This is a genomic window from Bacteroides sp. Ga6A2 (assembly GCF_000702225.1).
GTDB lineage: Bacteria > Bacteroidota > Bacteroidia > Bacteroidales > Bacteroidaceae > Ga6A1.
Map to the genome: position 1 here is coordinate 68,278 of NZ_JNKX01000019.1, position 24,783 is coordinate 93,060.

At 44.3% G+C, this 24,783-nt stretch carries 21 protein-coding genes and 1 pseudogene; 2 read left to right on the forward strand and 20 right to left on the reverse strand.

Going from position 1 to position 24,783, the window contains the following annotated elements; all coding sequences use genetic code 11:
- Positions 1-38: 38 nt before the first annotated feature.
- The 11 genes and pseudogenes from T538_RS0106775 to T538_RS19170 all read right to left on the reverse strand — a co-directional run.
- On the reverse strand, positions 39-1,013 hold the full coding sequence (locus tag T538_RS0106775) for a hypothetical protein (protein ID WP_031532781.1): 975 nt from the start codon (positions 1,011-1,013) through the stop codon (positions 39-41).
- A gap of 6 nt (positions 1,014-1,019) precedes the next feature.
- Positions 1,020-2,885, reverse strand: coding sequence for a peptidase U32 family protein (locus tag T538_RS0106780; RefSeq protein ID WP_031532780.1), 1,866 nt, complete (start codon positions 2,883-2,885; stop codon positions 1,020-1,022).
- Positions 2,886-3,806, reverse strand: coding sequence for a homoserine O-acetyltransferase MetA (gene metA, locus T538_RS0106785; protein ID WP_031532779.1), 921 nt, complete (start codon positions 3,804-3,806; stop codon positions 2,886-2,888). It abuts the gene before it with no gap.
- A 38-nt stretch (positions 3,807-3,844) separates the two neighbouring features.
- Positions 3,845-5,029 carry a hypothetical protein gene (locus T538_RS0106790; protein ID WP_031532778.1) on the reverse strand — a complete coding sequence of 395 codons (1,185 nt, stop codon included), beginning with the start codon at positions 5,027-5,029 and terminating at the stop codon, positions 3,845-3,847.
- 221 nt (positions 5,030-5,250) lie between these two features.
- On the reverse strand, positions 5,251-5,826 hold the full coding sequence (locus T538_RS0106795) for a hypothetical protein (RefSeq protein WP_155993041.1): 576 nt from the start codon (positions 5,824-5,826) through the stop codon (positions 5,251-5,253).
- Positions 5,827-6,221: 395 nt separating this feature from the next.
- Positions 6,222-6,740, reverse strand: coding sequence for a hypothetical protein (locus T538_RS0106800; protein WP_155993043.1), 519 nt, complete (start codon positions 6,738-6,740; stop codon positions 6,222-6,224).
- Between the two features lie 67 nt (positions 6,741-6,807).
- Complete coding sequence (locus T538_RS0106805; protein ID WP_031532775.1) at positions 6,808-7,080, reverse strand: hypothetical protein; 273 nt, start codon at positions 7,078-7,080, stop codon at positions 6,808-6,810.
- 72 nt (positions 7,081-7,152) lie between these two features.
- Positions 7,153-10,869, reverse strand: a complete 3,717-nt coding sequence (locus tag T538_RS0106810; RefSeq protein ID WP_031532774.1) for an AlbA family DNA-binding domain-containing protein — start codon at positions 10,867-10,869, stop codon at positions 7,153-7,155.
- 530 nt (positions 10,870-11,399) lie between these two features.
- Positions 11,400-12,245 carry an aldo/keto reductase gene (locus tag T538_RS0106815; protein ID WP_031532773.1) on the reverse strand — a complete coding sequence of 282 codons (846 nt, stop codon included), beginning with the start codon at positions 12,243-12,245 and terminating at the stop codon, positions 11,400-11,402.
- 1 nt (position 12,246) lies between these two features.
- On the reverse strand, positions 12,247-12,849 hold the full coding sequence (locus T538_RS0106820; RefSeq protein WP_031532772.1) for a flavodoxin: 603 nt from the start codon (positions 12,847-12,849) through the stop codon (positions 12,247-12,249).
- A gap of 10 nt (positions 12,850-12,859) precedes the next feature.
- Positions 12,860-13,414, reverse strand: a pseudogene (locus T538_RS19170) (DapH/DapD/GlmU-related protein); the annotation flags it as partial.
- 244 nt (positions 13,415-13,658) lie between these two features.
- Between T538_RS19170 and T538_RS0106830 the strand changes: the two are divergent.
- Positions 13,659-14,480, forward strand: a complete 822-nt coding sequence (locus tag T538_RS0106830) for a helix-turn-helix domain-containing protein (RefSeq protein ID WP_031532770.1) — start codon at positions 13,659-13,661, stop codon at positions 14,478-14,480.
- Between the two features lie 67 nt (positions 14,481-14,547).
- On the opposite strand, the gene T538_RS18025 is transcribed toward T538_RS0106830, so the two are convergent.
- The 7 genes from T538_RS18025 to T538_RS0106865 form a co-directional block, all read right to left on the reverse strand.
- Complete coding sequence (locus T538_RS18025) at positions 14,548-14,682, reverse strand: tyrosine-type recombinase/integrase (RefSeq protein ID WP_081834888.1); 135 nt, start codon at positions 14,680-14,682, stop codon at positions 14,548-14,550.
- A 167-nt stretch (positions 14,683-14,849) separates the two neighbouring features.
- Positions 14,850-15,254: a hypothetical protein gene (locus tag T538_RS0106840; protein WP_031532768.1), complete on the reverse strand. Its 405-nt coding sequence runs from the start codon at positions 15,252-15,254 to the stop codon at positions 14,850-14,852.
- Positions 15,255-15,351: 97 nt separating this feature from the next.
- Complete coding sequence (locus tag T538_RS19125; protein ID WP_255347261.1) at positions 15,352-15,474, reverse strand: hypothetical protein; 123 nt, start codon at positions 15,472-15,474, stop codon at positions 15,352-15,354.
- A gap of 211 nt (positions 15,475-15,685) precedes the next feature.
- Positions 15,686-16,369: a hypothetical protein gene (locus T538_RS0106850; protein ID WP_155993045.1), complete on the reverse strand. Its 684-nt coding sequence runs from the start codon at positions 16,367-16,369 to the stop codon at positions 15,686-15,688.
- Between the two features lie 245 nt (positions 16,370-16,614).
- Positions 16,615-16,773: a hypothetical protein gene (locus T538_RS18360; RefSeq protein ID WP_155993047.1), complete on the reverse strand. Its 159-nt coding sequence runs from the start codon at positions 16,771-16,773 to the stop codon at positions 16,615-16,617.
- Positions 16,774-17,195: 422 nt separating this feature from the next.
- On the reverse strand, positions 17,196-19,223 hold the full coding sequence (locus tag T538_RS0106860) for a M13 family metallopeptidase (RefSeq protein ID WP_031532765.1): 2,028 nt from the start codon (positions 19,221-19,223) through the stop codon (positions 17,196-17,198).
- Between the two features lie 89 nt (positions 19,224-19,312).
- Positions 19,313-21,268 carry an ABC-F family ATP-binding cassette domain-containing protein gene (locus T538_RS0106865; RefSeq protein ID WP_031532764.1) on the reverse strand — a complete coding sequence of 652 codons (1,956 nt, stop codon included), beginning with the start codon at positions 21,266-21,268 and terminating at the stop codon, positions 19,313-19,315.
- 215 nt (positions 21,269-21,483) lie between these two features.
- Here T538_RS0106865 and T538_RS0106870 point away from each other — a divergent pair, with 215 nt between their 5' ends.
- Positions 21,484-22,788, forward strand: a complete 1,305-nt coding sequence (locus tag T538_RS0106870) for an acetylxylan esterase (RefSeq protein WP_031532763.1) — start codon at positions 21,484-21,486, stop codon at positions 22,786-22,788.
- Between the two features lie 202 nt (positions 22,789-22,990).
- Here the strand turns inward: T538_RS0106870 and T538_RS0106875 are convergent, their stop codons facing one another.
- Both T538_RS0106875 and T538_RS0106880 read right to left on the reverse strand, forming a co-directional pair.
- Positions 22,991-23,536 (reverse strand): hypothetical protein, encoded by a 546-nt coding sequence (locus T538_RS0106875; RefSeq protein ID WP_031532762.1) that lies wholly within the window; start codon positions 23,534-23,536, stop codon positions 22,991-22,993.
- A gap of 7 nt (positions 23,537-23,543) precedes the next feature.
- The gene (locus tag T538_RS0106880) at positions 23,544-24,227 is read right to left on the reverse strand and encodes a DUF3800 domain-containing protein (protein ID WP_031532761.1); all 684 of its coding nucleotides are present in this window, start codon (positions 24,225-24,227) and stop codon (positions 23,544-23,546) included.
- Between the last annotated feature and the right edge of the window lie 556 nt (positions 24,228-24,783).

Sequence of the window (24,783 nt, forward strand, 5' to 3'; positions counted from 1 at the left end):
GGGCAAATATACATTTTTATTATCGAAAAGCCAAGAAATCACTCGTTTATCGCACCGCAATGTAGACAAACGCCCTTTTTATGCATCTTCGCGCCGCATCTTCCACAATAAAACCGACTTCTGTTTCTGAACCAATACCGATGAATTGCGAAGAAGACGTATGCCACATAGAAGGCATATCCAACGTAAAAATAAACGCTGATGGTGAAGAACATATACAGAACAACACACACGCCAGCCAAGGTGAAGAGGTACGACAGCAACTCGCTTCGCCCAAGCTGATGGCTGAGGTCGTCGAGCAACGCCAGTCCGCAGATTAGAATCAGCCATGCCGAAATAAGGAAGGCGAAGAGTATGTCGCTCATCTCGAACGGATTGAGCGTAGGATGATAGTAGTAGTCAATCCACCGTTCGGGCAAAAACCGCTGAATGCTTCCGTAGATGGTTGCAGATGTGGCTATTACGAGGCACAACAGCGTTGGATAGAAGCTGTCGATATCGTTAAAATGAACTATCTTGATTCTCTGGCGGGTAAACTTGCGATACAGGAAGAAGGCGATACCCATTGCCATTATCACAAGAAAATAATATCGCTTGCTATGCGTAAAGAAGTGAATGAACTGCGAGATTGGGTCGGTAGGCACTACCTTTTCGAGCATGTCGTTCTCCGAAACCCAGCCTATCGTCATCTGGTCGTGCGCCACCTTTATGAAGATGCTGTCGACGCTGTCCTTTGCGAGCATCTCGGGAGTAGCGCGAAAATAATCAGCCACAACCAAATCCTCACCCCTGCGAATAACGGCAACCTGCGACGAATCGTTAAGTTCGGCTCTCAGCACGAGCGAGTCTTTTATCACCTCGAAGTTATAGTTCTGCGAGTAATGATGGTCGCGGACAAAGCAGAGCGAGTCGAACGTCTGCTCATCATATCCCTGTATGTCGGCAACATCGATATGCTTGCGGTGGCACGATGCCAGCATTACAAGCGCGAGAAAATAAACGAGGTACTTCATATTCCGTTATGCTTCAAGAAGGTTCATTCTACAGTTTCGGCAATCAAATTCGAGACGGAACTTCCTGCCGTCGGACGATTGCAGATAATATGGCTCGCGGAAAGGCGACTTGCGTGTTCCGTGCTTTGTGCACCAGCCTTCCATAAACTTTATGCAATGGCGGCACATCATCAGCACCGCGCCGTTCTTAGGCTCGCGTTCGTAAGCCCAATCGACCTCTGTAAAGCCGTGACGCTTGTAAAAATCCATCGCCTTGGCGTTCATCACGTTGGCACGATAGTTGCAATGCGATTCGCCTTCGAGTTTTTCGGGCAGAAGTGGAAAGCGAGCGTCGGTCTTCTCTGTTCTCACGTTCTTGCTCACGTTCTGCGGATAAGTTATAAGCCTGTCTTGCAGAAGTTTATCAATAATCAGTCTTCGCCACTCGGCAAGAACGGATGACGGCACAAACCAGTTGTCGGAGAACTCAATTTCGAGATTCTTGAGCGCGAAAGGCGTGTTTCCGAGTTTTGCAAGTTGCGTGCGAATCTGGTTTTCCTGCGGAGAACGAGCCAGTTCTTTCTCGCGGTCGAAGGCGAGAGTAACGCTCATGTTGTCCTCATCGGTAGCCGTGAGGGCGAATCCGCCGGATGTTTCGTAGAGTTTCATATCTACTGCCAGACGGCGTTCAGCCGTATCTTTAGACAATAGTTTCTCGAACTCTTGGTCGCTGTTTCGATAAAGTCTCACGCGCTGCTTCAAGCCCTGAACGGGACTCTTCGGATAAAGGCGGTTGCCCTCTACCCTGTTCACCCTAAAGCCCTGAAGCGAGCCGTTCTCATCAATAAAGCAGAGTCCGTCGCCGTTGCTGAACGATGCGATGCCTGCCACCGAGAAATATCTGCCGCCGCGACCAATCTCCTTTACCGTGCCAACCATCTCGCCAAGCGATTTTGGCGTGTAGATTGATGCTATATCGGACTGACGGCCGTTGGCAAAATATGTTGTGAAACCTCGGTTGAAACTCTTTGCCACCACGGGCTTGAACTGAAGTTCGGACGTTCCGCTCGATGCGCGCTTATATTCTTCGCGACGCTTCAGAATCTCATCAATTTTCTGACGGTAGTAAGCCGTTACGTTCTTCACATAACTTGCATCCTTCAGTCTGCCCTCAATCTTGAACGAGCGTGCGCCGGCATCCATCAGAGCCTCAAGGTTTTCGCTCTGGTTCATATCTTTCAGCGACAGAAGATGCTTGGCCTTGTGAATCGTCTTTCCGTCGGCATCAATCATGTCGAAAGCCAAGCGGCAGAACTGGGCGCACTCGCCACGGTTGGCACTACGGTTGTAGCAATGCTGCGAAACGTAGCACTGGCCGCTGTAACTAACGCACAACGCGCCGTGAACAAACACCTCGAGCGGCACATCGGTAGCCTTGTGAATCTCGCTGATCTCGCCTATAGAGAGTTCGCGCGCCAGAACAACCTGTTCAAAACCGAGGTCGGCAAGGAATTTTGCCTGTTCGGGCGTGCGGTTGTCCATCTGGGTGCTGGCATGTAGCGGAATTGGCGGAAGATTGAGGCTAAGAAGCGCAAAATCCTGTACAATAAGGGCATCTACGCCAATCTTGTACAGTTCCCATATCATCTCTTCGGTATCCTTCAGTTCATCGTCGCGCAGAATGGTGTTTACCGTAACGTAAATCTTTACGCGATAGATGTGGGCAAACTCAACAAGTTGCCTTATGTCGTCGATGGAGTTTGTTGCTCCTGCGCGGGCACCAAAACGCGGAGCGCCGATGTAAACTGCATCAGCGCCGTGTTTTATAGCCTCAATTCCGCACTCAAGATTCTTTGCCGGAGAGAGGAGTTCAATGTATTTTGCTTTCTTCATTTATTTTATATCCTCCAAGTTGTATGGAGTTTCCTGATAAACGTAATAGTTGAGCCAGTTGCTGTAGAATAGATAGGCGTAACTGCGCCATTTCACCATCGGTCCGAGTTCGGGATTGTCGTCGCGATAGTAATTTACCGGCATCTTTATCTTCAAGCCCTTGCTGAGGTCGCGGATATACTCGTCGTCGAGCGTGTTCGGAGCATATTCAAGATGTCCGGTAACGAAAATCTGGCGGCCTCCGTTGGCTTTCACGATGAACACGCCTGCCTCGCGGCTCTCCGACATAATTTCCAGTCCGGGCACTTTCTCGATATCCTCGCGGCGGACCTCGGTATGGCGGCTGTGCGGTGCAAAGAAGCGGTCATCAAATCCGCGGAACAGAGGGTCTTTGGTATTGTTGATGTCATGCTCGAACACGCCGAACATCTTGTCGTCGAGCGGATATTTTGGCACTCCGAAGTGATAGTACAATCCGGCCTGCGCCGCCCAACAGATGTAGAGCGTTGATGTGACGTGTGTCTTAGACCACTCGAAGATTTCCTTTATCTCGTCCCAGTATTCAACATCTTCGAAATCGAGTTGTTCGACGGGTGCGCCAGTTACAATAAGTCCGTCGAACTTGTTATCCCTGAACGCCTCGTCGAAGAACTCGTAAAAGGCATCCATGTGCTCGATAGATGTGTTCTTTGATTCGTGCGTACGCAACTTCATGAACTTCATCTCAACCTGAAGCGGCGTGTTAGAAAGCACTCTGACCAAGTCGGTCTCGGTAACAATCTTCAGCGGCATTAGGTTGAGCACCGCAATCTTTAACGGACGAATGTCCTGAGAGTTGGCACGAATATCGTCGATGGCAAAAATGCCTTCTTCCTTCAGCAGCTCAATGGCTGGCAATTTATCTGGCAATCTTAATGGCATAGGCTTATCCTGTCTTTTGTTTGTTTCAGAGTGCAAAATTACACAATTCTAACCAAATATTTACAATATTTTCGTTTTTGAGTCTGAAAATATTGTTCGGAGAAGGGATAATTGGAATTATAGAGAGGTGAACCAAGATTTATGGTTTTAATTTCAAGTTTGTTATTGTTTGAATATTTTCTGAATATTCTTTTTAGTCTTATAAGATGACCATAGTTCTTCTTACTATAAAAACATGAAATATTAAACGGATAAACTTTTTTTTCATAGGTACAGAAAAAAATATATTCATCATAACCACTATTCAACTCTATTCTTTCTATCTCGTCCCAGTCTAACGTAATGGCATAATAACCTCTGTTATGAAGATATACGCCATTCTTATCAACTCTGAAAACCACATACAGGTTTTTATTTCCCTTCATGTAGCCTATAATAATACAGACAAGCACAACAATACTATACACAACACATGCTGCCGTAATATCATAATAAATAATGCATTTACATCTTATGTATATTGTCAAAATAAGACTCACAAGAGCATGAATCATACCCCAACAACAAAGTAAACAAATAAATTCATTATAATCGTAACCACTAGCTGGCATCTTCTTTGTATAGCACTTTCCCTCCAATGGTTTACTCTTTTTGCTATCGTCTGTATTTTCCTGTCTTCTATTCAGAAAAAAAGACTCAGAAATTGTAGTGTTAAAAGGAATCTGCGGGTATTCGACCTCATCAACAACAGATATTTGAATATTCTCGTTACCAGAATAGTATCTGACAGACCTTTCAAACTTCTCTACAGACGCATCTTGGATTTTTATGCTATTCTCTAATTTCAGAGTTTTTACTTTATTCTGAACTGTATAAAAACAAATGAACTCTTTAAATCCATTATATCTTACAATTTCAATTTTCTTTAAATCGCTCCACTTTATTTTTTGGGGCTTTGAAACAAATTCATAACTAATGCCCTCTTTGTCAAGTTTTAGGATTGTATAGTCGGACTTTATCCTTCTTTTTTTTATTGAAAAATTATACCAAACCAAACATAACGCCACAACCACATAAAAAAATACAACAATACCTGTATTATTTTCAGGAAACTCCTTGGTAAGGTCAAATATTGTATGAGGTGACATACAAAACACTAATGCGATTATAATAAAACAGACAACGACCTCAAAATCTGCACTATAATGTTTCAACTCTTTCATCTTTACGCTTTTGTATTTTCACTAAAGGCTACAAATATACAAAAAATAGTTTTAAACGGTGGGAATTGCAAATTCCCGTTTTTTGCTCAGCCGAATTCTTGCGTCCCTTCGGTAGCAAACGACCAGAGGTCGAGCGCGGAAATTCGGCAGAACTTGGTAACCTTTTGTAGCCTTGCGTGGAAATTCGGCAGAACCAAGAGGATGTTTTCCTTAACTACATGTTATTTTGACAGGTTGATTATACAATCCAAAAGTTCGTACAGCTTCTCGTTATACATAACTCGGTCGGCATCAATCAGTTTGTCTTTCAGCAGAATCTCAGTAAAGTCTTTGTGTTCTACGGTTATCGAGAGTTTGCCTTCGGGCTTTATCTTGTCCTCTATGTGGTAGAGCTGCGCCATGTCGTTGCCGTTGTAGAACATATCGTCGAGGCGCGTAAGGCAGAAATTCAACGCTTTGGCATCTTTTATCTTTTTGTTGCCAAGTGCAATCTGCTTTCCCGATATTGTGCAACTCGTAGTCTTGCCAAGGCTGTCGGAATATTCTATCAGAATTTTCTTCTTTGCATATCTTTTTACGACATCTGTCGGCTCGGAATAAATCTTGTTTTTGTAGAATTCCTTTACTTTTATCATTTCAGACAAAAACCGATAAAAGCCTGCGGTTTTGAACACTCCAGAACTTGTATGATAATGTGAATCGGGATAAGTACCAGCAGCCCAAAAGTCATCGGGATTAACATACACTCTAAAAGTTAGACGCGAAGGTTTAATATAATCAACAGCCAACAATTTCACACCGTCAAAGGTTTTATTCTTTATAACATAAAAAGATAGCGGTTCCTCTGTTGCTATTCTTTTATTAAAAAACAATTCAAGTCTTTTCTTGTCCTTATCTGTTAGGAAAGTGGTGTCCCTAAAAGTCGAATGATAGAAATTGTATTCTGTTGGATTTTTACCATATAGCAATTTATATGTTACGGTACTATCAAAACGCAACGTATCTCCAAAAAACACGTTTTGCGCCCCACTTTTCAACGAAGGCAAAAGCGTAATCGCAAATAGTATAAACCTTATTATCAGCCGTTTATTCATATATTTCCGGATTTTTTTACGACACACAATGCTTAGAGTTAAACAAGACAAAAAAACGCAACAAAAAGGAGTTGCGTTTCTTTGCAGAGCTTATAAATCTATTTTTTCTTGCCCGTAACAAAAGATTCTTTTAAGTTGCCCTTAAAATCGAAATAAAAATAAGTCTGCTCTTTCTGGCTGTTGCTTATCGGCAAAACAATCTTCAGAGACTCGCTTGTCTTCCTGAATATTTTCTTGCTTGTCGATGCTCTCTTGTCGGCTACAAAGATTATCCTATTCTTGTAATAGCATATTCCGTAAGACAGCTTCTCGCGATACAGTTTTTCAACCTCCGAGTCATAATCGATAAAATACTCGTTGCTGACAACTCTGTAATCGCTGTAAACACTCAAATCCTCGTCGGAAAGCACACACAACAAGAACTTCATCTTAATCTGTGGATATTTCTTATCCATCGCGCCAAGCACCTTGTCAAGCAGAACAGAATCGGCGACGACAGTCTTTTCACCCTCAAACCTGAGGAATTCAGGCACTTTCGGATTATCCGTCAAACAATTAGCACGCGCAGTAATGCACGCCAATGTCAAAACAAAAAATAAAAATCTTCTTATACTCATGATATTATCCTTTTTTTGAGAGATGGAGACGAGAAGGCAATGCCCGTCGCCTCCACACCCTTGTTTCTTACTTGAAGAATCCGCCGAGCGGAGAGTTCTTCAGTCCGTCAATCAAGCCCTCGGCTTTCTTCAGCACGTCGCTGTTGATAGGGAGCGACTTTGCTGCTTCCATCACCTTCTTCACGTCGTCGGCCGATACATTCTTTCCTACTTCCTTGAAAAGGTTTACCAGCGCGCCCACCTTGTCGGTTGAGTTGCCGTTAAGGATGTCGAAGAAACTCTTCTTCAGTTTGTCGTCGGCACCGATCATGTCTAAAATCTGCTTAACTGTCTCGTTCATAATTCTTAAATTTAATATTTACGAATAGTTTACGGATGCAAATATACACAAAATCCTCGGAATACATGACTGTTAGATTTCACGAATTCCCCATTCGTGAAGTCTGTTGATAATTCCCGAATTGAGAGCGTTGTCGGGATAGCCGAGCGATGTCTTCGGCTTGTTGAGCACACCTTCGAACTCGGCAACGAACTTGGCCGGAATAACTTCGTAGGCAAGAATCTCGCCCATCAGACCTTCGTTGTAAGGAAGTTCGCCGCCGTCCATGAGTCGCGTTTCCTCGAAATTAGACAAGCTGTCGGCACGCATAAGCACGCGCGGACGCGCCTTGTCTTCTTTTGATATTGTAAGAACGGCATCGTCTTTCTGAGCCAAAGAAGCGTAAACAAGTTTACTTTCGGAATTTCTTGAATATTCTCTCGATGTATATTCGAGCAGTTCCACTACCGGGATTTTCACCACATGACCGTTTTCGTAGCCAAGAACCAGATAGCCTTTCACCTCGTCGTCCTTAACGGCAAGCGTAAGCAGAGAGTTCTCGTCGTAGTCATAACTGTCTATTTTCTTGAACTTGTTGCCGCTTAGGAACTTGAACAGGGCTATCGGCTCAACATAGTTGTCGGGGTCTTCGTAGTCAACAAGCACGTTTTTCCTGATGCGGCTTGTGCGAACCTCATCGTCTTTAGAACTTATGAACGGTTTTGACACGCTTACAGCATCCTGAGCCTGCTCGGCAGGTTCTTCGGGCACAATTTTTAGCGGCTCGTCTGCTGGCTGAACCATGATTCGGCTTACACGCTGATATTCGGCAAACTGCTCTGCCGTAAGTTTTCTCTTGCTTCCTGCCTTACGCACATACCACATGTCGTTGTAAGGCAAGCCCGACGGAACAGGCAGTATTTCGACAGCCAGCACATCTTTTTCGGTATTCTCCCTGTCGAAATCTATTTTCTTTATGTATGTCGTAGCGATGTCGTTGCCCCATTTAATGGCAATAGCATCGACAATGGCGCGGATATACTTGTCTTTGTCGCCATAGAACAGAGGATTGTTCAAGTCGTCCTCAACGCCAACGCCATAGCCAAAGTTGTTTACGCCGATATAAAGCACTCCGCCTCTTGTGTTGAAGAACGAATCGACAACCTTCAGAATCTCGTCCATCTGCTTTTCGTGGTCGGGCTGCATGCTTTCGGCACAGAAAACGATGCTTGTCTTATACTCAACCTCCTCGGTTTCCTCGCCCGAGCCATAGAGCTTCAGTCCTGTCTCGCCACCTTTAAGGTTGAGGAGCGTGATTATCTTGTTGTGGATATCGGTTGCACACGTCTCCAGTTTGTTTGCCTTTGTTATGTTGTATGCCAAGACGAGCGATGCCAGATTATTAAGCGAAGGGTTGCTGTTGGCAAGTTCGAACAGGCTGGCGTTGTGCTCTGCCTTGTCCATAAAACTTACAATCTGCAACTGCATGAACTTCTCTTTCAGAACCACGTTGTTGCTGAAGAGTTCGGCATTGGCATTCTCCAACTGAACGAGTTTTTCCTCATCTACCTTTGAGTTTGTTGCAAAATCGTGCAGCATGGCTATGATATCCATTCGACCTTTGTAGTATGCCGCCTGAGACTCCCATCCTATCAGCAGGCACAAAACGCGGGCAAAGCCAAGATAGTTGAACGACTTTACATATTCCGAATCAATCTGAGCCATTCGGTCTATCATGTAGATTACTTCCTTTACATAGGCCTCATCAATAAGTTTGTCGCTCTTCAGAATTTGCTCTTCTTCCTGCTGTGTTATAGTCTTCGAAATCTTGTCTACGCAACATTCTTCCATTAGTCTTTTGAAGGCGGTGTTCAGGTCGAACTCGTAGAAATATGTATCGACAATGTCGCACGATATGTGGAACGTGCCCGTTCCTGCTCCGTTAAGGCGGCAGACTACGATGCTGTTCTTGTCGATGCCCTCGAACTCACTTGCGTTTCTGAGGCTCACGCTCACGCCCTCGCGCGTTATGGCTGGCGACATTCCGTACTTGTTTGGTTTTCCGCCTACCGAGCAGATAATATCCTCGTCGAAGGTGTAATAATCATTAGAGAAGTAGTTCTTCAGGTCGTCGACCATCGAGAAATGGAACAGTTCGTCTTCCTCGCCGATAATCTGTGCCTGAAAAACAAGGCGGCTGCCGTCTGCCGTATAGAAGTGGCGAAGCGATGTAGAAACCGAATAGGCCACGATGTCGCTTACGTAGATATATCCGTTGCCGCCTATCTCGTCTTCAATCTGGCAATAGTATTTGTTTCTGTCAAACTCGTCCTGCCCCGTGAAGGTTATCCTTACGGTCTCGTCTACGCGATGTCGTTTTTTTGAGTTGCGCGCAATGGCAACGTTTTTTTTCTTTACATCAAACAGTTCCTGTTCAATCTCGGCCCACACATACTGATATGGCGTTATGTCGTTTGCCTTTATCGAAGAGAGGCTTGTTTCTGTTCGCGAAGACAGAAATACTTGCAGGTTCTTCCACAGTCCGAGTTTTGTAGGGAACACGGGGTGGAGATTATCGTTCTCGGCAGCAGCCAACAAATGTATTCCTTCGCCCGAGACAAGCAGTCGGCCGTTTCCGCGCGAAAAGGAGTTTATCGTGTCTATGTTTCCACACGGAAGATTGAATATATAGTTTGGCAGAGTACTGACGTTCTGAATTGAATATGCCGGGAACTTGGCCTTTGAATGGAACAGATTGTAGTATGCTGCATTGATAAACTTTTCGGGTCTGATAGAATACAGGTAAGACGACAGCACGCACAGTCTTGCGGCATTCAGGCGATAGTCGGCAATGCCCGATTCGCCCGACTTTTCCATAAGTTTCAGTTGGACGGCCAGCGCAAGCATGTTGTTGTCTATAATCCCTCGGTTGTCTTTTATCTTGTCAATCTTGCTGTCGCACTCTCTTACATAAAGTTCGAGCAGCTTTATAAGCGCGCTGCAAAAAGGCTCGCGCTCCCATATATGTATGTCTTTCTGGCAGATGATATCGAGCAGTTCCTTTATGCGGTGCTTCATCAAATCGGGCTTGCACAGGAACAGGCAAGAAAGGATGTTGAATTTTCTGTTTGGCTGATATACGAATCCCGACACGCGTAGTTTTTCGAACAGGTTGTCGATGAAGCACGACGGAGTGTCTACAGATTCTTCGGTAGCCTCGTTTCTGATAAGTTCGGTAGCAAAGATGTAATAATCCATCTGCTCTATCAATAGCGACAACCGTTCCTGATAAAAGTCTCTTTCGTTTATGCTGCAAATATTAAGGAGTTCGGACAGTTCGAGCAAATCTGAACAGTCTTTCCTTACTGTCTGCAAAGATATTTTTTTGTTTAGCAGGCTCTGAATCCAGCGGTGACATTGCGCCTCAAACGATTTCTCCTTCTCCTCGGTTAAAAGCAGTTTTATAAAGTCCTTGGTGTTCCACGACACTTCTCTTTCCGAAAGCAAGTCGGTAAGTTTTTCTTCCGAAAGGCTGTCGTTATTCTGTTCAAAGTCGCTGATGTCTACGAGTTCTATCTTTGGATGTTTTTCGCTTATTGCCAGAATGCGGCATTTTACTATCTGTCCTTTCGACAAGACAAGTTTCGACGTTCCCTGAAGATACGACGTTATGCCTGTCTGCTCATCTATCAGTTCGCAATAACTTGTATAGTTTGATTTTACTTTGTAGGCAATAACATCGCCAATATTGTAGGCCTGCGCCGGAGTAAGCCTTTCCTGACTTAAAGAATTTAAACTATTTGCTTCCATTTTTTGTTTTATTTGTTGTTATTTATAAGCGATTTACGAGGTGCAAATATACATTTTTTTCTTTAATTGACAATTCTGAATTGGCAGTTTACAATGAAGAGTTGAAAGTTGCAAAGAGAGAATTGAAAGATTTTGTTAAGGTAGATTCAACATGATTCAGAGTTCGGGGAAGGTACGTCCAAGGTACGAGGGTGTGTCAAAATAGAGTCTCATTAGTGAGTGTAAAGAATTCTTCAATTTTCATCGTTGTAAATATCCAATTCGTCGAATTAAAGCAGCCAAAATTGAATCGTTTGGAATTCTTTTTCTCTTGAAACTACATTTTGACACACCCTCAAGCCCATAAGTCCAAGCCTTACGGTCTGTACTCGAACACGTTATCATGGAAACTCTTTTTTGTTACAAATATTTTTGATTACTTAATAAGAAAAGTTTCCTAACATAGTTGTTTTTTTTATTATCCGTAATTTTGACTTCGTCGAACATACTCACGCTCAGCAGAATTCATGCAAGCATGATTCTGCCCTCACTTAACCGTATGTTTCAATTAAGTATTTCACGAACTGTGGGTCACCGAAGTTGATGGTGCCCGTGTCGTGCTGGTTCATCTTGGCAATCTGAGCCATATCATCGTCACTCAGCGAGAAGTCAAATATGTCGATATTCTGCGCCATGCGCTCCTTATGGCTCGACTTAGGAATAGCCACGATGCCACGCTGGGTGAGCCAACGGAGAGCGACCTGAGCGGCAGTCTTATTATACTTGGCACCGATAGTAGTCAGCAGTTCGTTCTTCACAATGCCGTCTGTTCCTTGTCCACCGAGTGGATACCATGCCATCATTTTAGTGCCAAACTCGCCAAGAATCGGCTCAATTCCAGTCTGCTGAGAAAGCGTGTTGCACTCCAGCTGGTTCACCATAGGCTTCAGCTCCACGTAGTGTGCGAAGTCGAAGAAACGGCCTGCCTGGAAGTTGCTCACACCGATGGCACGCACCTTGCCTGCACGATAGGCCTTCTCCATAGCCCGCCATGTGCCGAACACGTCACCATAGGCCTGATGGATGAGCAGCAGGTCGATATAGTCTGTCTGCAACTTGCGCAGACTCTCATCGATGCTCTTGGCAGCCTTTTCTTCACCATTGTTTGAAATCCATACCTTTGTTACAAGGAATAGATCCTCGCGCTTGATACCACTCTTGCGCCAGGCATTGCCAACGCCCTCCTCATTCTGGTAGGCCTGTGCCGTATCAATCAGGCGATAGCCTACACTTAATGCATCACTCACGCAACGCTCACACTCTTCAGGGCTTACGAGAAACACACCGTAGCCCAATGTCGGCATCTTGACACCGTTTGATAATGTAATGTACTCCATATTATTTCAATCCATTAATCCATTTCTCCACTTTCGCTTTTTCTGTGCGCACTTCGTGACCGTAGATGCTGAAGCCTTTTGTGACGTTGGCTCCAGGAAAGGCTTCCTTCACGTCCTCCACGCAGTTAGCCAGCCCACTACCTTCATGGGTGGTGAAAGGAATGACGGTCTTACCCTTCAAGTCGTTGGCGTGTTTCTTGAAGAAGGTGAACATCACTTGCGGATAGGTTCCCCACCATACAGGTCCACCAATGAACACCGTATCGTACTTTGACAAATCAATGTCGCCCTCATACTCGGGCAGCTCGCCGTTCCTTGCTTCTTCCTGCGCCAGTTTGATGAGCGGGTTGTAGGCCATGCCGTCATACTTGTGAGTAACGATTTCAAACTGCTCCGCACCCGTCAAGTCTGTGATGTAGTCTGCCACAATCTTCGTGTTGCCCACCTCAATGTTTCCTACTGCGTAGTTGTCTCCCGCATGCGAGAAGAACACCACCAATGCCTTTCCGTCCTTTGCCATAACTTTCTCCTGTTTTGCTCCACCGCTGCATGCCGTAGATGCGAGCAATGCTACTGCGGCTATAAAAATGCTCTTAATATTCATTTTATATACTCTTTATAAACTTTGCAGGATTGCCGCCAACAATGGTGTTGGGAGCAACATCCTTTGTAACTACCGCGCCTGCTGCCACAACAGCATTTTCGCCGATGGTCACCCCCGGACATATCGTAACATTCATGCCTATCCAGGCATTCTTTTTGATGGTCACCTTGCCGTAGGTGTACTTAGTGTGACGCTCATTGAAGTCGTGGTTGATAGTCGCTATTCTTATTCCTGGGGCAACCTGTACACCGTCCTCAAACTCTATACCACCTGATGCACTGAGTATTGCTGAGTGGTTGATAAACACTCCTTTACCCATCTTCACCCTATTGCCGAAGTCGCAGATGAAGGGTGTGAGGATTCTCACATCGTCCAGCTTGCGCCCAAACAGTTCTTCCAGTTCTTCCACGTAAGAAGGGTCGTCAGGCATCTTTGCATTAGCCTTTGCACACAACACACGTGAACGCATCATCTCATCTATGGCCTCCATGAAATATGGCTCCCTGATATCAGTAGGACCGCCATTCGCCATCAATTCAAAAACATAACCTTTTGGATATTCCATAACTTTAAATGTTTAATGTTTATATTCCGGGTGCAATGATGCGATTAAGCGAGGGCAGAACTAAACTCGTTTAAGTTATGCCGAGCGTGAGCATCTTCGCAGTGTGATTCTGAATCACGCTGCAAAGTTACGGTGATTTTATGATATGTTTGTTTCACTAATTGCACCACGATTTTCACTTTTTGCAGAAACCATTCGTTTTTATCATAAATAGTGAGTATCTTCGCAGTCCAAAGAGAACGAAATGAAAGCAGATTTTCAATATTCCACAGACTTCTATGGAATGAATTCCAATGAGTTGAGCCACACCTGCATGCATCTGCTTTGCTTGGCAGGTGAGGCAAGTTTTGTGTTCAACGAGCATTGCTACCACATTATCAAAAACGACTTGGTTGTGATACCGATGCCCGATAGAGTAAGAAACCTTGCGGGACATACTGACTTGCAGGTGGAGTGGTTTGCCGCCGATTACAAGTTCCTACAGAACCTGCTGCCATCGAACAACTACAGCATCGGTGGCAGTATCTCGCTGAACCAAGACCCTGTCATCAAACTGACGGATGAACAAGCACGACATCTGCAGGATGACTTCCATCGTCTTCGTGACCGCATGGACAACTGTCACTTGCTGTTCCATCGCGAACTGATGGGCAGCCTCTGCCTGACGATGATGTACGACATCTTCGAAGCCCATGCCCAGCGTGATGTCACAGATACCCATACTGACCGCACAGCCTACATCGTGAAGCAACTCATGGCTCTGCTTGCTACTGGCATCAGCCGAACAGAGCGTGATGTGAGCTACTATGCCGAGCGTCTGAACGTATCGCCCAAATATCTTTCGGCCACCATTAAACGCGTGACGGGACATAGTGTAACCTCATACATCGACCGTCATACTATACCTATATTAAAAGACTATCTGAATGATGAACGCCTGTCCCTCACTCAGATAGCAGAACTTATGAACTTCACGTCTCTTTCCTATTTCAGCCGTTACTGCACCAAGCATCTCGGCCAGTCGCCTAGCGAGTACCGTTTAAGTCTTCAACCAACGTTAGAGTAGTTCTTTATATATGAACTGTATAATCGGCAGTAAACTAAAATTACCGCCGATTTTTTTCATAATTGTACTATTCCATTTTTATTATTGCCTCAACCATTTTCTTCGAAGACATCTTGGCATAGTTCTGTGTGCTTGACACTTGCTTATGTCCGAGGAGTGCAGCAATGGTGTAAATGTCAACACCCTTGTCCAGCAACTGCATAGCAAAAGTGTGCCGGAAGCAGTGGAAGGTGTATAGATGGAAAACATGCCCGCTCTGTACACATCAGGATTATTATCGTATGGCGTGCTTGCTAATTGCTTGATTTCCGCACTAGAAAGATATTCCTTAGGCAACCGCACTAATTGGCGGCTGCAAGTTACTTAATGCTAGAATTTACAAAGAGACAACTCTCCTATTTCTTCCTCTTTATCAACCAAAGACTTTAAATCGGGTGAAACCTTATCTGCACCAGAAGAAACCGTAAAAAATAAAATTTTATCTTTATTGGCACTAAACCGTGCGGTCAGAGCATAAACAGACCTTACCACAGACCCTCTTGCAATCAAATCCCAATGATTATCATTTTTTTTATAAACATAGATTCCCCAACTTGGAATTCCGGAACCAACAGGAACAAAAATACAGAAAAAAGAATGTTCACTGTTGGTTAACATTTTTGTATAAGATGGTTTATAACGATACTCTTGTTTTATCGTTAATACCATATCGCATGTATCAATATAGGAAGCAGTCTCAACATGCTCATTCCACTTTATTTGTTCCGTATACATATCTTGTCCAAAAGAATAAATTATTACGAAAAAATAATAAACGAAACATATTACTTTCTTACCAATAATAAAACACCTCCACCGTTATAAATTTACTTTACTCGTTCGAATCTTCCAACGCCTCCATCACCTGAGTTATTTTCGACAAATAACGTATCTTCAGAAATCCAAAATTACCAACGTAATACTGTCCTTCAAAGGCACTACAACAGAATTTCATATCTTAATGTTTTTATGTGGCAAATATACAAAAAATGAATTTCTGAAAACAACAATTCCCCGAAAAAGAGTTCTGGGAAAAACTCCATTCGGGGAACATTGTTATCTGATTTTGATTGATTTCAATATTACTGAACTTACAAACGTCACAAAGTAGGATTGCAAGTTAGCGCAATTGTGTTGCGGAATTAAGGGAATAGAATTTTTCAACTTCACGGACACAAATTTATTCTGTCCTTTGGAGTATGCCCAGTTGTTGTTAACTCTCCAATCAATTTTGCATAAATATATGGAATTCTAACCACGCTCAGCAGACTTACCCTCTTATACCTTTTTCTGACATACTCATTGAGTTCTGTTGAAACATCCTTTTCATGATTATATACGAAGATTAAACCATCCTTAACATAAAGAAGATGTGGCGTTTCTATAAACACCGCCGACATTATCAAATCTGGGTTCTTTGCTTTTATTTTATTCAATACATTTTTCTTATAATAAACACTCCGGCTTTCACACCATCGTGGTTCCTCTTTTGGTATTATATACCCCGAATAACTGTTAAAGAAGTGCAGATAAGCTTTTACACGATTCTTTCGATCTACACTTGCCAAAGAAAAAACAACAGTACTGTCCAAGCACATATAATCATACAGATTATCACCTTCTTTGTACCTATCGGTATTTATGAACTGAACCCTAAGAATCGGCACTATTCGGGTCGTGTCCGATACAATATCATCTTTACCAGTTAAATAACTGACCAAATGAGAAGCAAGTCTGTATCCACCACTATCCTTCAATATTTCTATGCTACTATAATTTGAACAATAAGCCCAATATCCCCTATGTTCATACTCCTGCTTGAAATATATGTTGACGTTCTTTTCTATCATTTTATAATAGCAATCCATATCGGCGTTTTGGCTGAACGTTTTTAACTGTTCTACAATATTCTGTCCGTTCACTGAAACGGACAGAATAATATAGAACATCGTATAAAAAAATCTTTTCATTTTACTTAAAATCTATACACAACAAAAGTTCCATTGCAATTTGTATTATAACGACTTTGGCGGAATGTGCGTAGCAAAATAACCAAGTCCTTTCGAATTAAGCTGACATCCATTATAACTTGGTGTTATTTTGTGACATCCTTAGTCATATTTTTTACATTTATCTCATATCGATACTCATTGTATTTCTTTCCAAGATACTCATCAATACATATAGTTTGATTTTTAGATATTGGATGTCTTTTAATTACCTCATCCCTTACAAGTTCTTTTCTTTTTTCCATCGAGAGACAATGATAAAATCGAACTTGCATCAAATAAAAATTATCACGTTTAGCCTCAAAATACAGTACTGATTCTATCGTGCAATTTTCGCACACCTTTTTAGTAACACATGACGATTTTTTACCATCATTATAATTATCAGTTCTTGCCGTTGAGCAACAACAGAACAAAATGCAAAGAAGAAACAAAACACTTTTTTTCATAGAGATATCATTTTAGATGAGTTTGTGACGCTATTATATTCAGTCCGACTTGCAAGCAACAGAAAAATGGTTGCAAACCAATATTTGGAATGTCGTTACAACAAGACCTTTCGTCAGTTGCAAAATTACAAAAAAGTTTCTCAGAAAAACAACTGTTCCCCGAAAAGAATTCGACAGAACTCCATTCGGGGAACATTGTTATGATGAAATAAAAGAACTTACCAGATGTCTACGCGCTCCTTGGCTGGAACGAACAGTTTGTCGCCTTCCTTAACGCCAAATGCCTCGTACCATGAGTTGATGTGTGGAAGAGTTCCGTTTACGCGCCATCTGCCAAGTGCATGAGGGTCGCTCTTTGTGCGCTTGCGAATTTCAGCCTCGCGGATGTTGCCTGCCCAAACGGTAGCGTATGCAAGGAAGAAACGCTGTGCAGGAGTGAAGCCGTCCTTATCCTTCAGAGGAGCATCCTTTGTAGCGTTGAGGAATGCCTGATAAGCAACCTGCAAGCCTCCGTGGTCGGCAAGGTTCTCGCCAAGGGTGAGCTTACCGTTAGCCTTCAGGTCGTCGAGTACGTTGATGTTGCTGAAGAACTCGGCAAGCGGAGTAACGTGAGCTGTGAACTTCTCGGCATCGCCTGTAGCCCACCACTCGTGAAGGTTTCCGTCCTTGTCGAACTGACGACCCTGATCGTCGAATCCGTGAGTCATCTCATGACCGATAACAACGCCGATTGCTCCGTAGTTGAAGGCATCATCAGCCTCCATGTCGAAGAATGGGTACTGAAGGATTCCGGCAGGGAAGCAAATCTCGTTTGTTGTTGGGTTGTAGTATGCGTTTACTGTCTGTGGAGTCATAAACCACTCGTCGCGGTCAACAGGCTTGTTGTACTTCTTCTCAATGGCGTATGCAGTCTCGCACTCGCTAACAGTCATGATGTTCTCCCAAAGGCTCTTGTCTGTTGTGATGTCCATGTGAGAGTAGTCTCTCCACTTGTCAGGATAACCAATCTTAACGTAGAAGCTGTTAAGCTTGTCGAGAGCCACCTTCTTTGTCTCCTCGCTCATCCAGTCCTGAGCCTTGATACGCTCGCCAAGGGCAACCTGAAGGTTCTTTACGAGGTTAACCATGCGCTCCTTGTGAGATGCTGGGAAATACTTCTCTACATACATCTGACCAACAGCCTCGCCAAGCACGCCGCTGCAAAGGCTTACGGCACGCTTCCAGCGTGGAGTCTGCTGAAGGCGTCCGCTCAGAGTCTTTCCGTAGAACTCGAAGTTCTGCTTGCGGATGTCGTCTGTAAGATAGTTGGCAGCCTCGTCGATGTAGTGCCACTCAAGATATGCCTTCTGAGCCTCAACCTTCTCGTCGCGAAGGATGGCGTTAACCTCGAGCATCTGCTCTGGCTGACCAAGGTCGATAAACTCAGGAGCCTCAACCTTCCATGACTTGAAGATAAGGTCGAAGTCGATGTTCTTGTAAGCATTCTTCAGGGCTGAATATGCAGTCTTGTGATAGTTGCTTTCAGGGTCGCGGAGTTCGGTACGGCTCTTAGAAGCCTTAGCGATGCGAGTCTCGATGCGGAGAACGTCCTCCATCTTGCGAGTGGCAGTCTTCTCATTGTCGCCAACAAGCATGAACATCTTGACGATGTGCTTGCGGAAGGCTGTCATTATCTCTTTTGTGTGCTCGTCGGTATCAACATAATAGTCTTTCTGACCAAGTGACAGACCGCTCTGTCCCATGCCCACGATGTTGTTCTTGCTGTCCTTCATATCGGCCTCGATGCCAGTGTAGAAGTAGCCGCCAATACCCTTGTGCGAAAGTTTTACCATCATCGGGAAGATTTCGGTATTCTTCTTGATGGCACGAATCTGCTTGAGGTCGGCCATCAGAGGCTTTACGCCGTTCTTGTTAAGCGTTGTGCTGTCCATAACCTGATTGTAGAGGGTTGCAATCTTGTATGCAACGCTGCCCTTCTGGTTGTTCTTGCCAGAGATTTCGAGAATCAGGTCGTTAAGTTGCTTGCGGTTGTCCTCGGCAATCTTGTCGAAAGAGCCGTAGCGTGAATACTCGTCGGACAGTGGATTGTTCTTCATCCAGCCGCCGCAAGCAAACTCATAGAAGTCATCGCCGGGGCGCACACTCTTGTCGAAATTCTCCAAGCGCAAGCCCGATTTTAAGTTGTCTTGTGCAAAAGCCATTGTAGTTGCTGCAAATGACATTAAGATTAAACTTTTTACTCTCATTTTTTTATATTAGAAAAGTTATTAAACAACCGGAGGTCGCCTTTTCTGAGGGGCGATTGTTCCGGCCATGCTACAATTATGATTTTTCCTTACGCGTTCTTAGCCTCTTCGAGTTCCTCGCTCGCCTTCTCCCATTGCTCAACGGCGGCATCGACCTTGTTCTTCAGTTCGCCGTACTGCGCGCACAGTTGCATGTCAGCCGCGCCTTCGGGAGTAGACATCCTTGCCTCGATGTCGGCAAGTTCGGTTTCGAGTTTCTCGATAAGTTTCTCGGCATCCTCTACAGCCCTTTCGAGTTTGCGTAGAACCTTTGCCTGTGCTTTCTGCTCCTCGTAGCTTAGTTTGCCCTCGCTTGGCTGAGCCGATGCCGATGATGAAGCGGCAGCCGTTCCGGTTGCCTGTGCCAGCGTTGTGTTCTTTTCGAGTTGCTGAAGGCTGTCGATGTTCTTGTGCTGAAGGAAGTCGTAGATGCCTCCAAGATGCTCGCGTACTTTTCCTCCGCCAAACTCGTAGACTTTGTCAACCAGTCCGTCGAGGAACTCGCGGTCGTGGCTAACAACGATAACCGTTCCGTCGAACTCCTTGATAGCCTCTTTCAGCACGTCCTTTGAGCGCATGTCGAGGTGGTTTGTAGGCTCATCGAGAATGAGGAAGTTCACGGGTTCGAGCAGAAGCTTTATCATAGCCAGTCGGCTGCGCTCGCCTCCCGAGAGCACTTTTACTTTCTTGTCTGATGCCTCGCCGCCAAACATGAACGCGCCCAGAATGTCGCGAATCTTTGTTCTGATGTCGCCCTTGGCAACGCGGTCTATCGTGTCGAATACGGTTATCTCGCCGTCGAGCAACTGCGCCTGATTCTGGGCAAAGTAGCCCAGTTGCACGTTATGTCCCACGGTAAGATGTCCGTCGAACGGAATCTCGCCCATCACGCATTTCACGAGGGTTGACTTTCCTTCGCCGTTCTTTCCAACGAAAGCCACCTTCTCGCCTCGCTTTATTCTGAAATTAACATCGCTGAATACCTGATGGTCGCCGTAAGCCTTTGCCACGTCCTCGCAGATGAGCGGATAGTCGCCGCTTCGGCTTGCTGCCGGGAATTTAAGGTGAAGCGATGAGTTGTCAACCTCGTCAACCTCGATAGGTATTATCTTTTCGAGTTGCTTTATGCGGCTCTGCACCTGAACGGCCTTCGTTGCCTTGTAGCGGAATCGCTCAATAAAATCGTTTATCTCGGCAATCTCTTTCTGCTGGTTCTCGTAGGCACGGAGCTGCTGCTCGCGTCGTTCGGCACGCATCTGCACATACTCGTCGTACTTTACCTTGTAGTCGTATATTCGTCCGCAGCTAATCTCGAGCGTGCGTGTTGTAACATTGTTTATGAAAGCGCGGTCGTGACTTACCAGAACCACGGCATTGGCGCGTGTTGCAAGGAAGTTCTCGAGCCATTGTATACTCTCTATGTCGAGGTGGTTGGTAGGCTCGTCGAGCAGAAGCACGTCGGGCTTGCGCAGAAGCAGTTTTGCCAGTTCTATGCGCATACGCCATCCGCCGCTGAACTCGCTCGTAGGGCGGTCGAAGTCTGAGCGTTGGAAACCCAAACCGATAAGCGTGCGCTCCATCTCGGCGCGATAGTTCATTCCGCCCATCATCTGAAAGCGTTCCTGCTCGTGGGTGAATGTCTCTACCAGTTTGGCATAACTCTCGCTCTCGTAATCGGTACGCTCTGCCATTTCGTTGTTCATCTTCTCGAGTCTGGCCTGCATCTCGCTTATGTGCGCAAAGGCTTGCTCGGCCTCTTCGATAACGGTATGCTCGTCGCTCAGCACCATAACCTGCGGCAGATAGCCTATGGTGGTATCTTTCGGAACAGACACCACGCCTCCGGTTGGCAGCTGCAATCCTGCCAAAATCTTGAGCATGGTACTCTTGCCTGCACCATTCTTGCCAACAAGGGCAATGCGGTCCTTGTTGTTAATTACATACGATACGTTCTGAAACAATGGTCGGGCAGCAAACTCTACCTCTAAGTTTTCAACTGAAATCACTTTTCTGCAAGTTTATTGAATAATGTTGCAAAGATACAGCAAACTGATTGCTATACAAAATAAATGTATCTGTTTTTTACGCTTTTGTGGCACTTATCTTGATGATAATTAAGTCTGTTGGCTTTATTTTACACTATTTTGACTTTCTTTTACCACCTGCATATCGTGGCAAAAGGCTATTTTTGTAGTCAGAAACTTTTTTAACAAATATTATAATGAAGAAATTCCTAACTATTCTACTAACATTAGTCTGCCTAAGCCTCGGCGCAGCGGCAGAGAACTATCCTTATCAGAGCGATGTGCTCTGGGTAACCGTTCCGTCGCACTCCGACTGGCTTTACAAGACTGGCGAGAAGGCAACGGTTTCGGTACAGCTTCTGCGCTTCGGAATGCCGTGCGATGGCATTAAGGTTGATTACGAACTGGGAGGCGACCGTATGCCTGCCGACAAGAAAGGCTCTATTGTGCTGAAAGACGGCAAGGCTACAATAGAGATTGGAACGATGAAGAAGCCGGGATTCCGCGACTGCGTGCTGAAGACCGAGATTGACGGACAGAAATACACGCATCACGTCAAGGTGGGTTTCTCGCCCGAGAAACTTCAGCCTTACACCAAGATGCCATCGGACTTCGACCAGTTCTGGAAAGAGACTCTCGACAAGGCTTCGGAAGTGCCTATGAAGGTAACAAAGGAGTTCTGCGCCAAATATTCGAGCGAGAAGGTTGACTGCTATCTGGTGCGCATACCATGCTACAAGAAGAACCAATGTATATACGGCTATCTCACCATGCCCAAGAAGGAGGGCAAATATCCGGTGGTGGTCAGTCCTCCGGGAGCAGGCATCAAGCCTATGGACCCAATGAAGACCATCTTCTATGCCGAGAGTGGCTGCATACGCCTCGACCTCGAGATTCACGGCATACGCCCCGATGTTGACAAGGATACTTACAAGGATATTGCGGCTGCCTTCTGCAACGGCGACAACAGTTATCTGGTAAATGGCATAGACTGCAAGGAAAACTACTACATGCGCAAGGTCTACGCCGGATGTGTGCGCGCCTGCGAATATGCCAAGACGCTGCCTAACTGGGACGGCAAGAATCTAATTGTTCAGGGCGGAAGCCAAGGCGGCGCGCTCGCCATCGTTACGGCTGCGCTCTGCCCCGATGTAACGCTGTGCGTAAGCAATCATCCTGCCCTGAGCGACATGGCAGGATATCTTGACAATCGCGGTGGCGGCTACCCTCACCTTAACCACGGCTTCAACAACCAGCTAACCGAACAGAAGGTCAAGACGCTTGCCTACTACGACGTTGTGAACTTTGCAAAAATCCTAAAATGTCCGATATTCCTTACTTGGGGTTACAACGACAACACTTGTCCGCCAACCACAAGCTACATTGTGTGGAACGTTATTACCTCGAAGAAGGAAAGCCTCATCACCCCCGTCAACGAACATTGGACTTCAACCCGAACACGCCACGTTCAACTTGAATGGATTATGAAGAATCTGAAATAATTGGTAATGAGGGTGTATCGCTTTACAAACACTTTATCGTTGATGATTTTTTGTAAAACAGTAATAAGAAATGCAAGCAAATAAAAAATGTTTATTTGCTTGCATTTCTCATAAATAAAGGTTAACTTTGCAGCGCTCATCTGTAAACAGAAGGAGTTTCGGGGCTCGGTATATCTTGACATATATCGAGCCCTGCGTTTATTTAAAGCACTGTATCCATTTTCGCCGCCAGTTTCTTTTTCAGCTGCTTCTCACCATATTTTTTGTTGAGGTAGTAAGCCGTCAGCAAGTAATAGGAGTTACCATTTCGAGTCTGAGGTTCAAAAACGACGACATACTTTCGCGTCTTGTTGTAAATATATGTTCGAACTACGTCCACACGCTTACGTTGATTACGCTCAGCCACACTAAAAACCACAATGTCGCTATCCTTCACATGACCATCAGTATGTGCTTTGATCCAATGCAAACGCTCAGAACGAAAACTATCATATAAACGACTTTTAACCACAGCACCTTTCTCATCGACTTCCTCAATCTCCTCAGTAGTGAGATGCATAAACTCTCTATCCATATCAAGGATGCCATCCGTCTTGATAGGATAAATGCGTTTCCCCATGAATTTGAAATTCTCGTTATCAGCGATGTCTCTATCAAAGATTCCTCTGAGTGATTGTGTCCGGGACTTCTCGTCAAGACTGCTAAGGACCAGCAATTCAGGATACTTTTTTAGTTTATTCAATGGCATATCCAAACTATTTTAAAGTGATGAAAAATAGATTGAATTTCTTTGCGGACAGTGGCGAAGTTTGTTTCAAGGATATACTGGTATGGTTATTGATATGCTCAACTATCTTACGTTTAGCAACCACCTTTCCTTCAATATCACCGCATTCCATCCTGAGATTATAGTTAATCGCCCCCATCAGCACGTCTGCCAACTGAAGAAAAGAACTTTCATGTGACCTAACAAACTGAAAGTTCCTGATAGAAGCATTCCATTTCAGAATGTCCTTCAATTTTCGTAACTTCTCCTGACTACACGTGTCTTTAATATCAAAATATACATTGTAAGTGTTCTCCAAATCTATCTCATGATGAAGCAGTTGAAAATACATACGGAAATAAAAGTCGTTGAAAGTGTATTCCGGACGTGTTTCGTCAATTTGAGATTTATCAACAATTACAGCACGGAAATTCATATCAGTCATGAAGAAATACTCTACAAGTTCCTTGTACATTTCAAACGTCTTATCATGAATATTGGTCCACTTTAATTCGCCATTATAACCAAATTTTGCTTTTATGGCTTTTATCTGTTCCTTACAAATCTTAATTTGATTGGAGGCAATACTGATATAACCATATAGCATATAAGGATGTCTGTCGTGCTCCAAGTGTGTACTTTCGTCACAATAAATATTAAATGTTTTTTGTATCATACCATTTAATTTACTTATGAGGCAAAATTACTTGTTTTCTAATGATTTACAATATATATTTCTTTTTTTTCATTTTACGCCCCAACATTTTTTAAGAATTATATGTTAAAAAAAATCTTTACATGACCAATAGACATAAACTCCAACAAAAACACGACAATAATATGCAAAACAACAAACCATCTCACGTTCTGCTGAATTTGCCGTTCGAACTCCCTTCGGTAGCAAGATTCTGTGCTAATTTCCAAATTTTGCATAGGAAAAATAGGACATTTTAACAAAAGGGAAAAAGAAAACGGATTAGCACATGAGATTTAGTACCTGATTTGTGACCAGGTATCGCCGCAGTATATTTTCTATGGTTAAATTTCCTTTTTTCTTTCCGGTATTGTTGTATTTGTTGTATCTTTGCAGCCAACTAAGGGAAGTCGCTGGTGCCGTCCACCAGTTTTGTACTATCTCGTGTGGCTGTGTCGCATGGCGCAGCCACTTCTGTTAAAAAGGCGGATTTCCTTCCTTGTCAGCCGCGTTCCAATCTGGGGGTTCTGCGTTT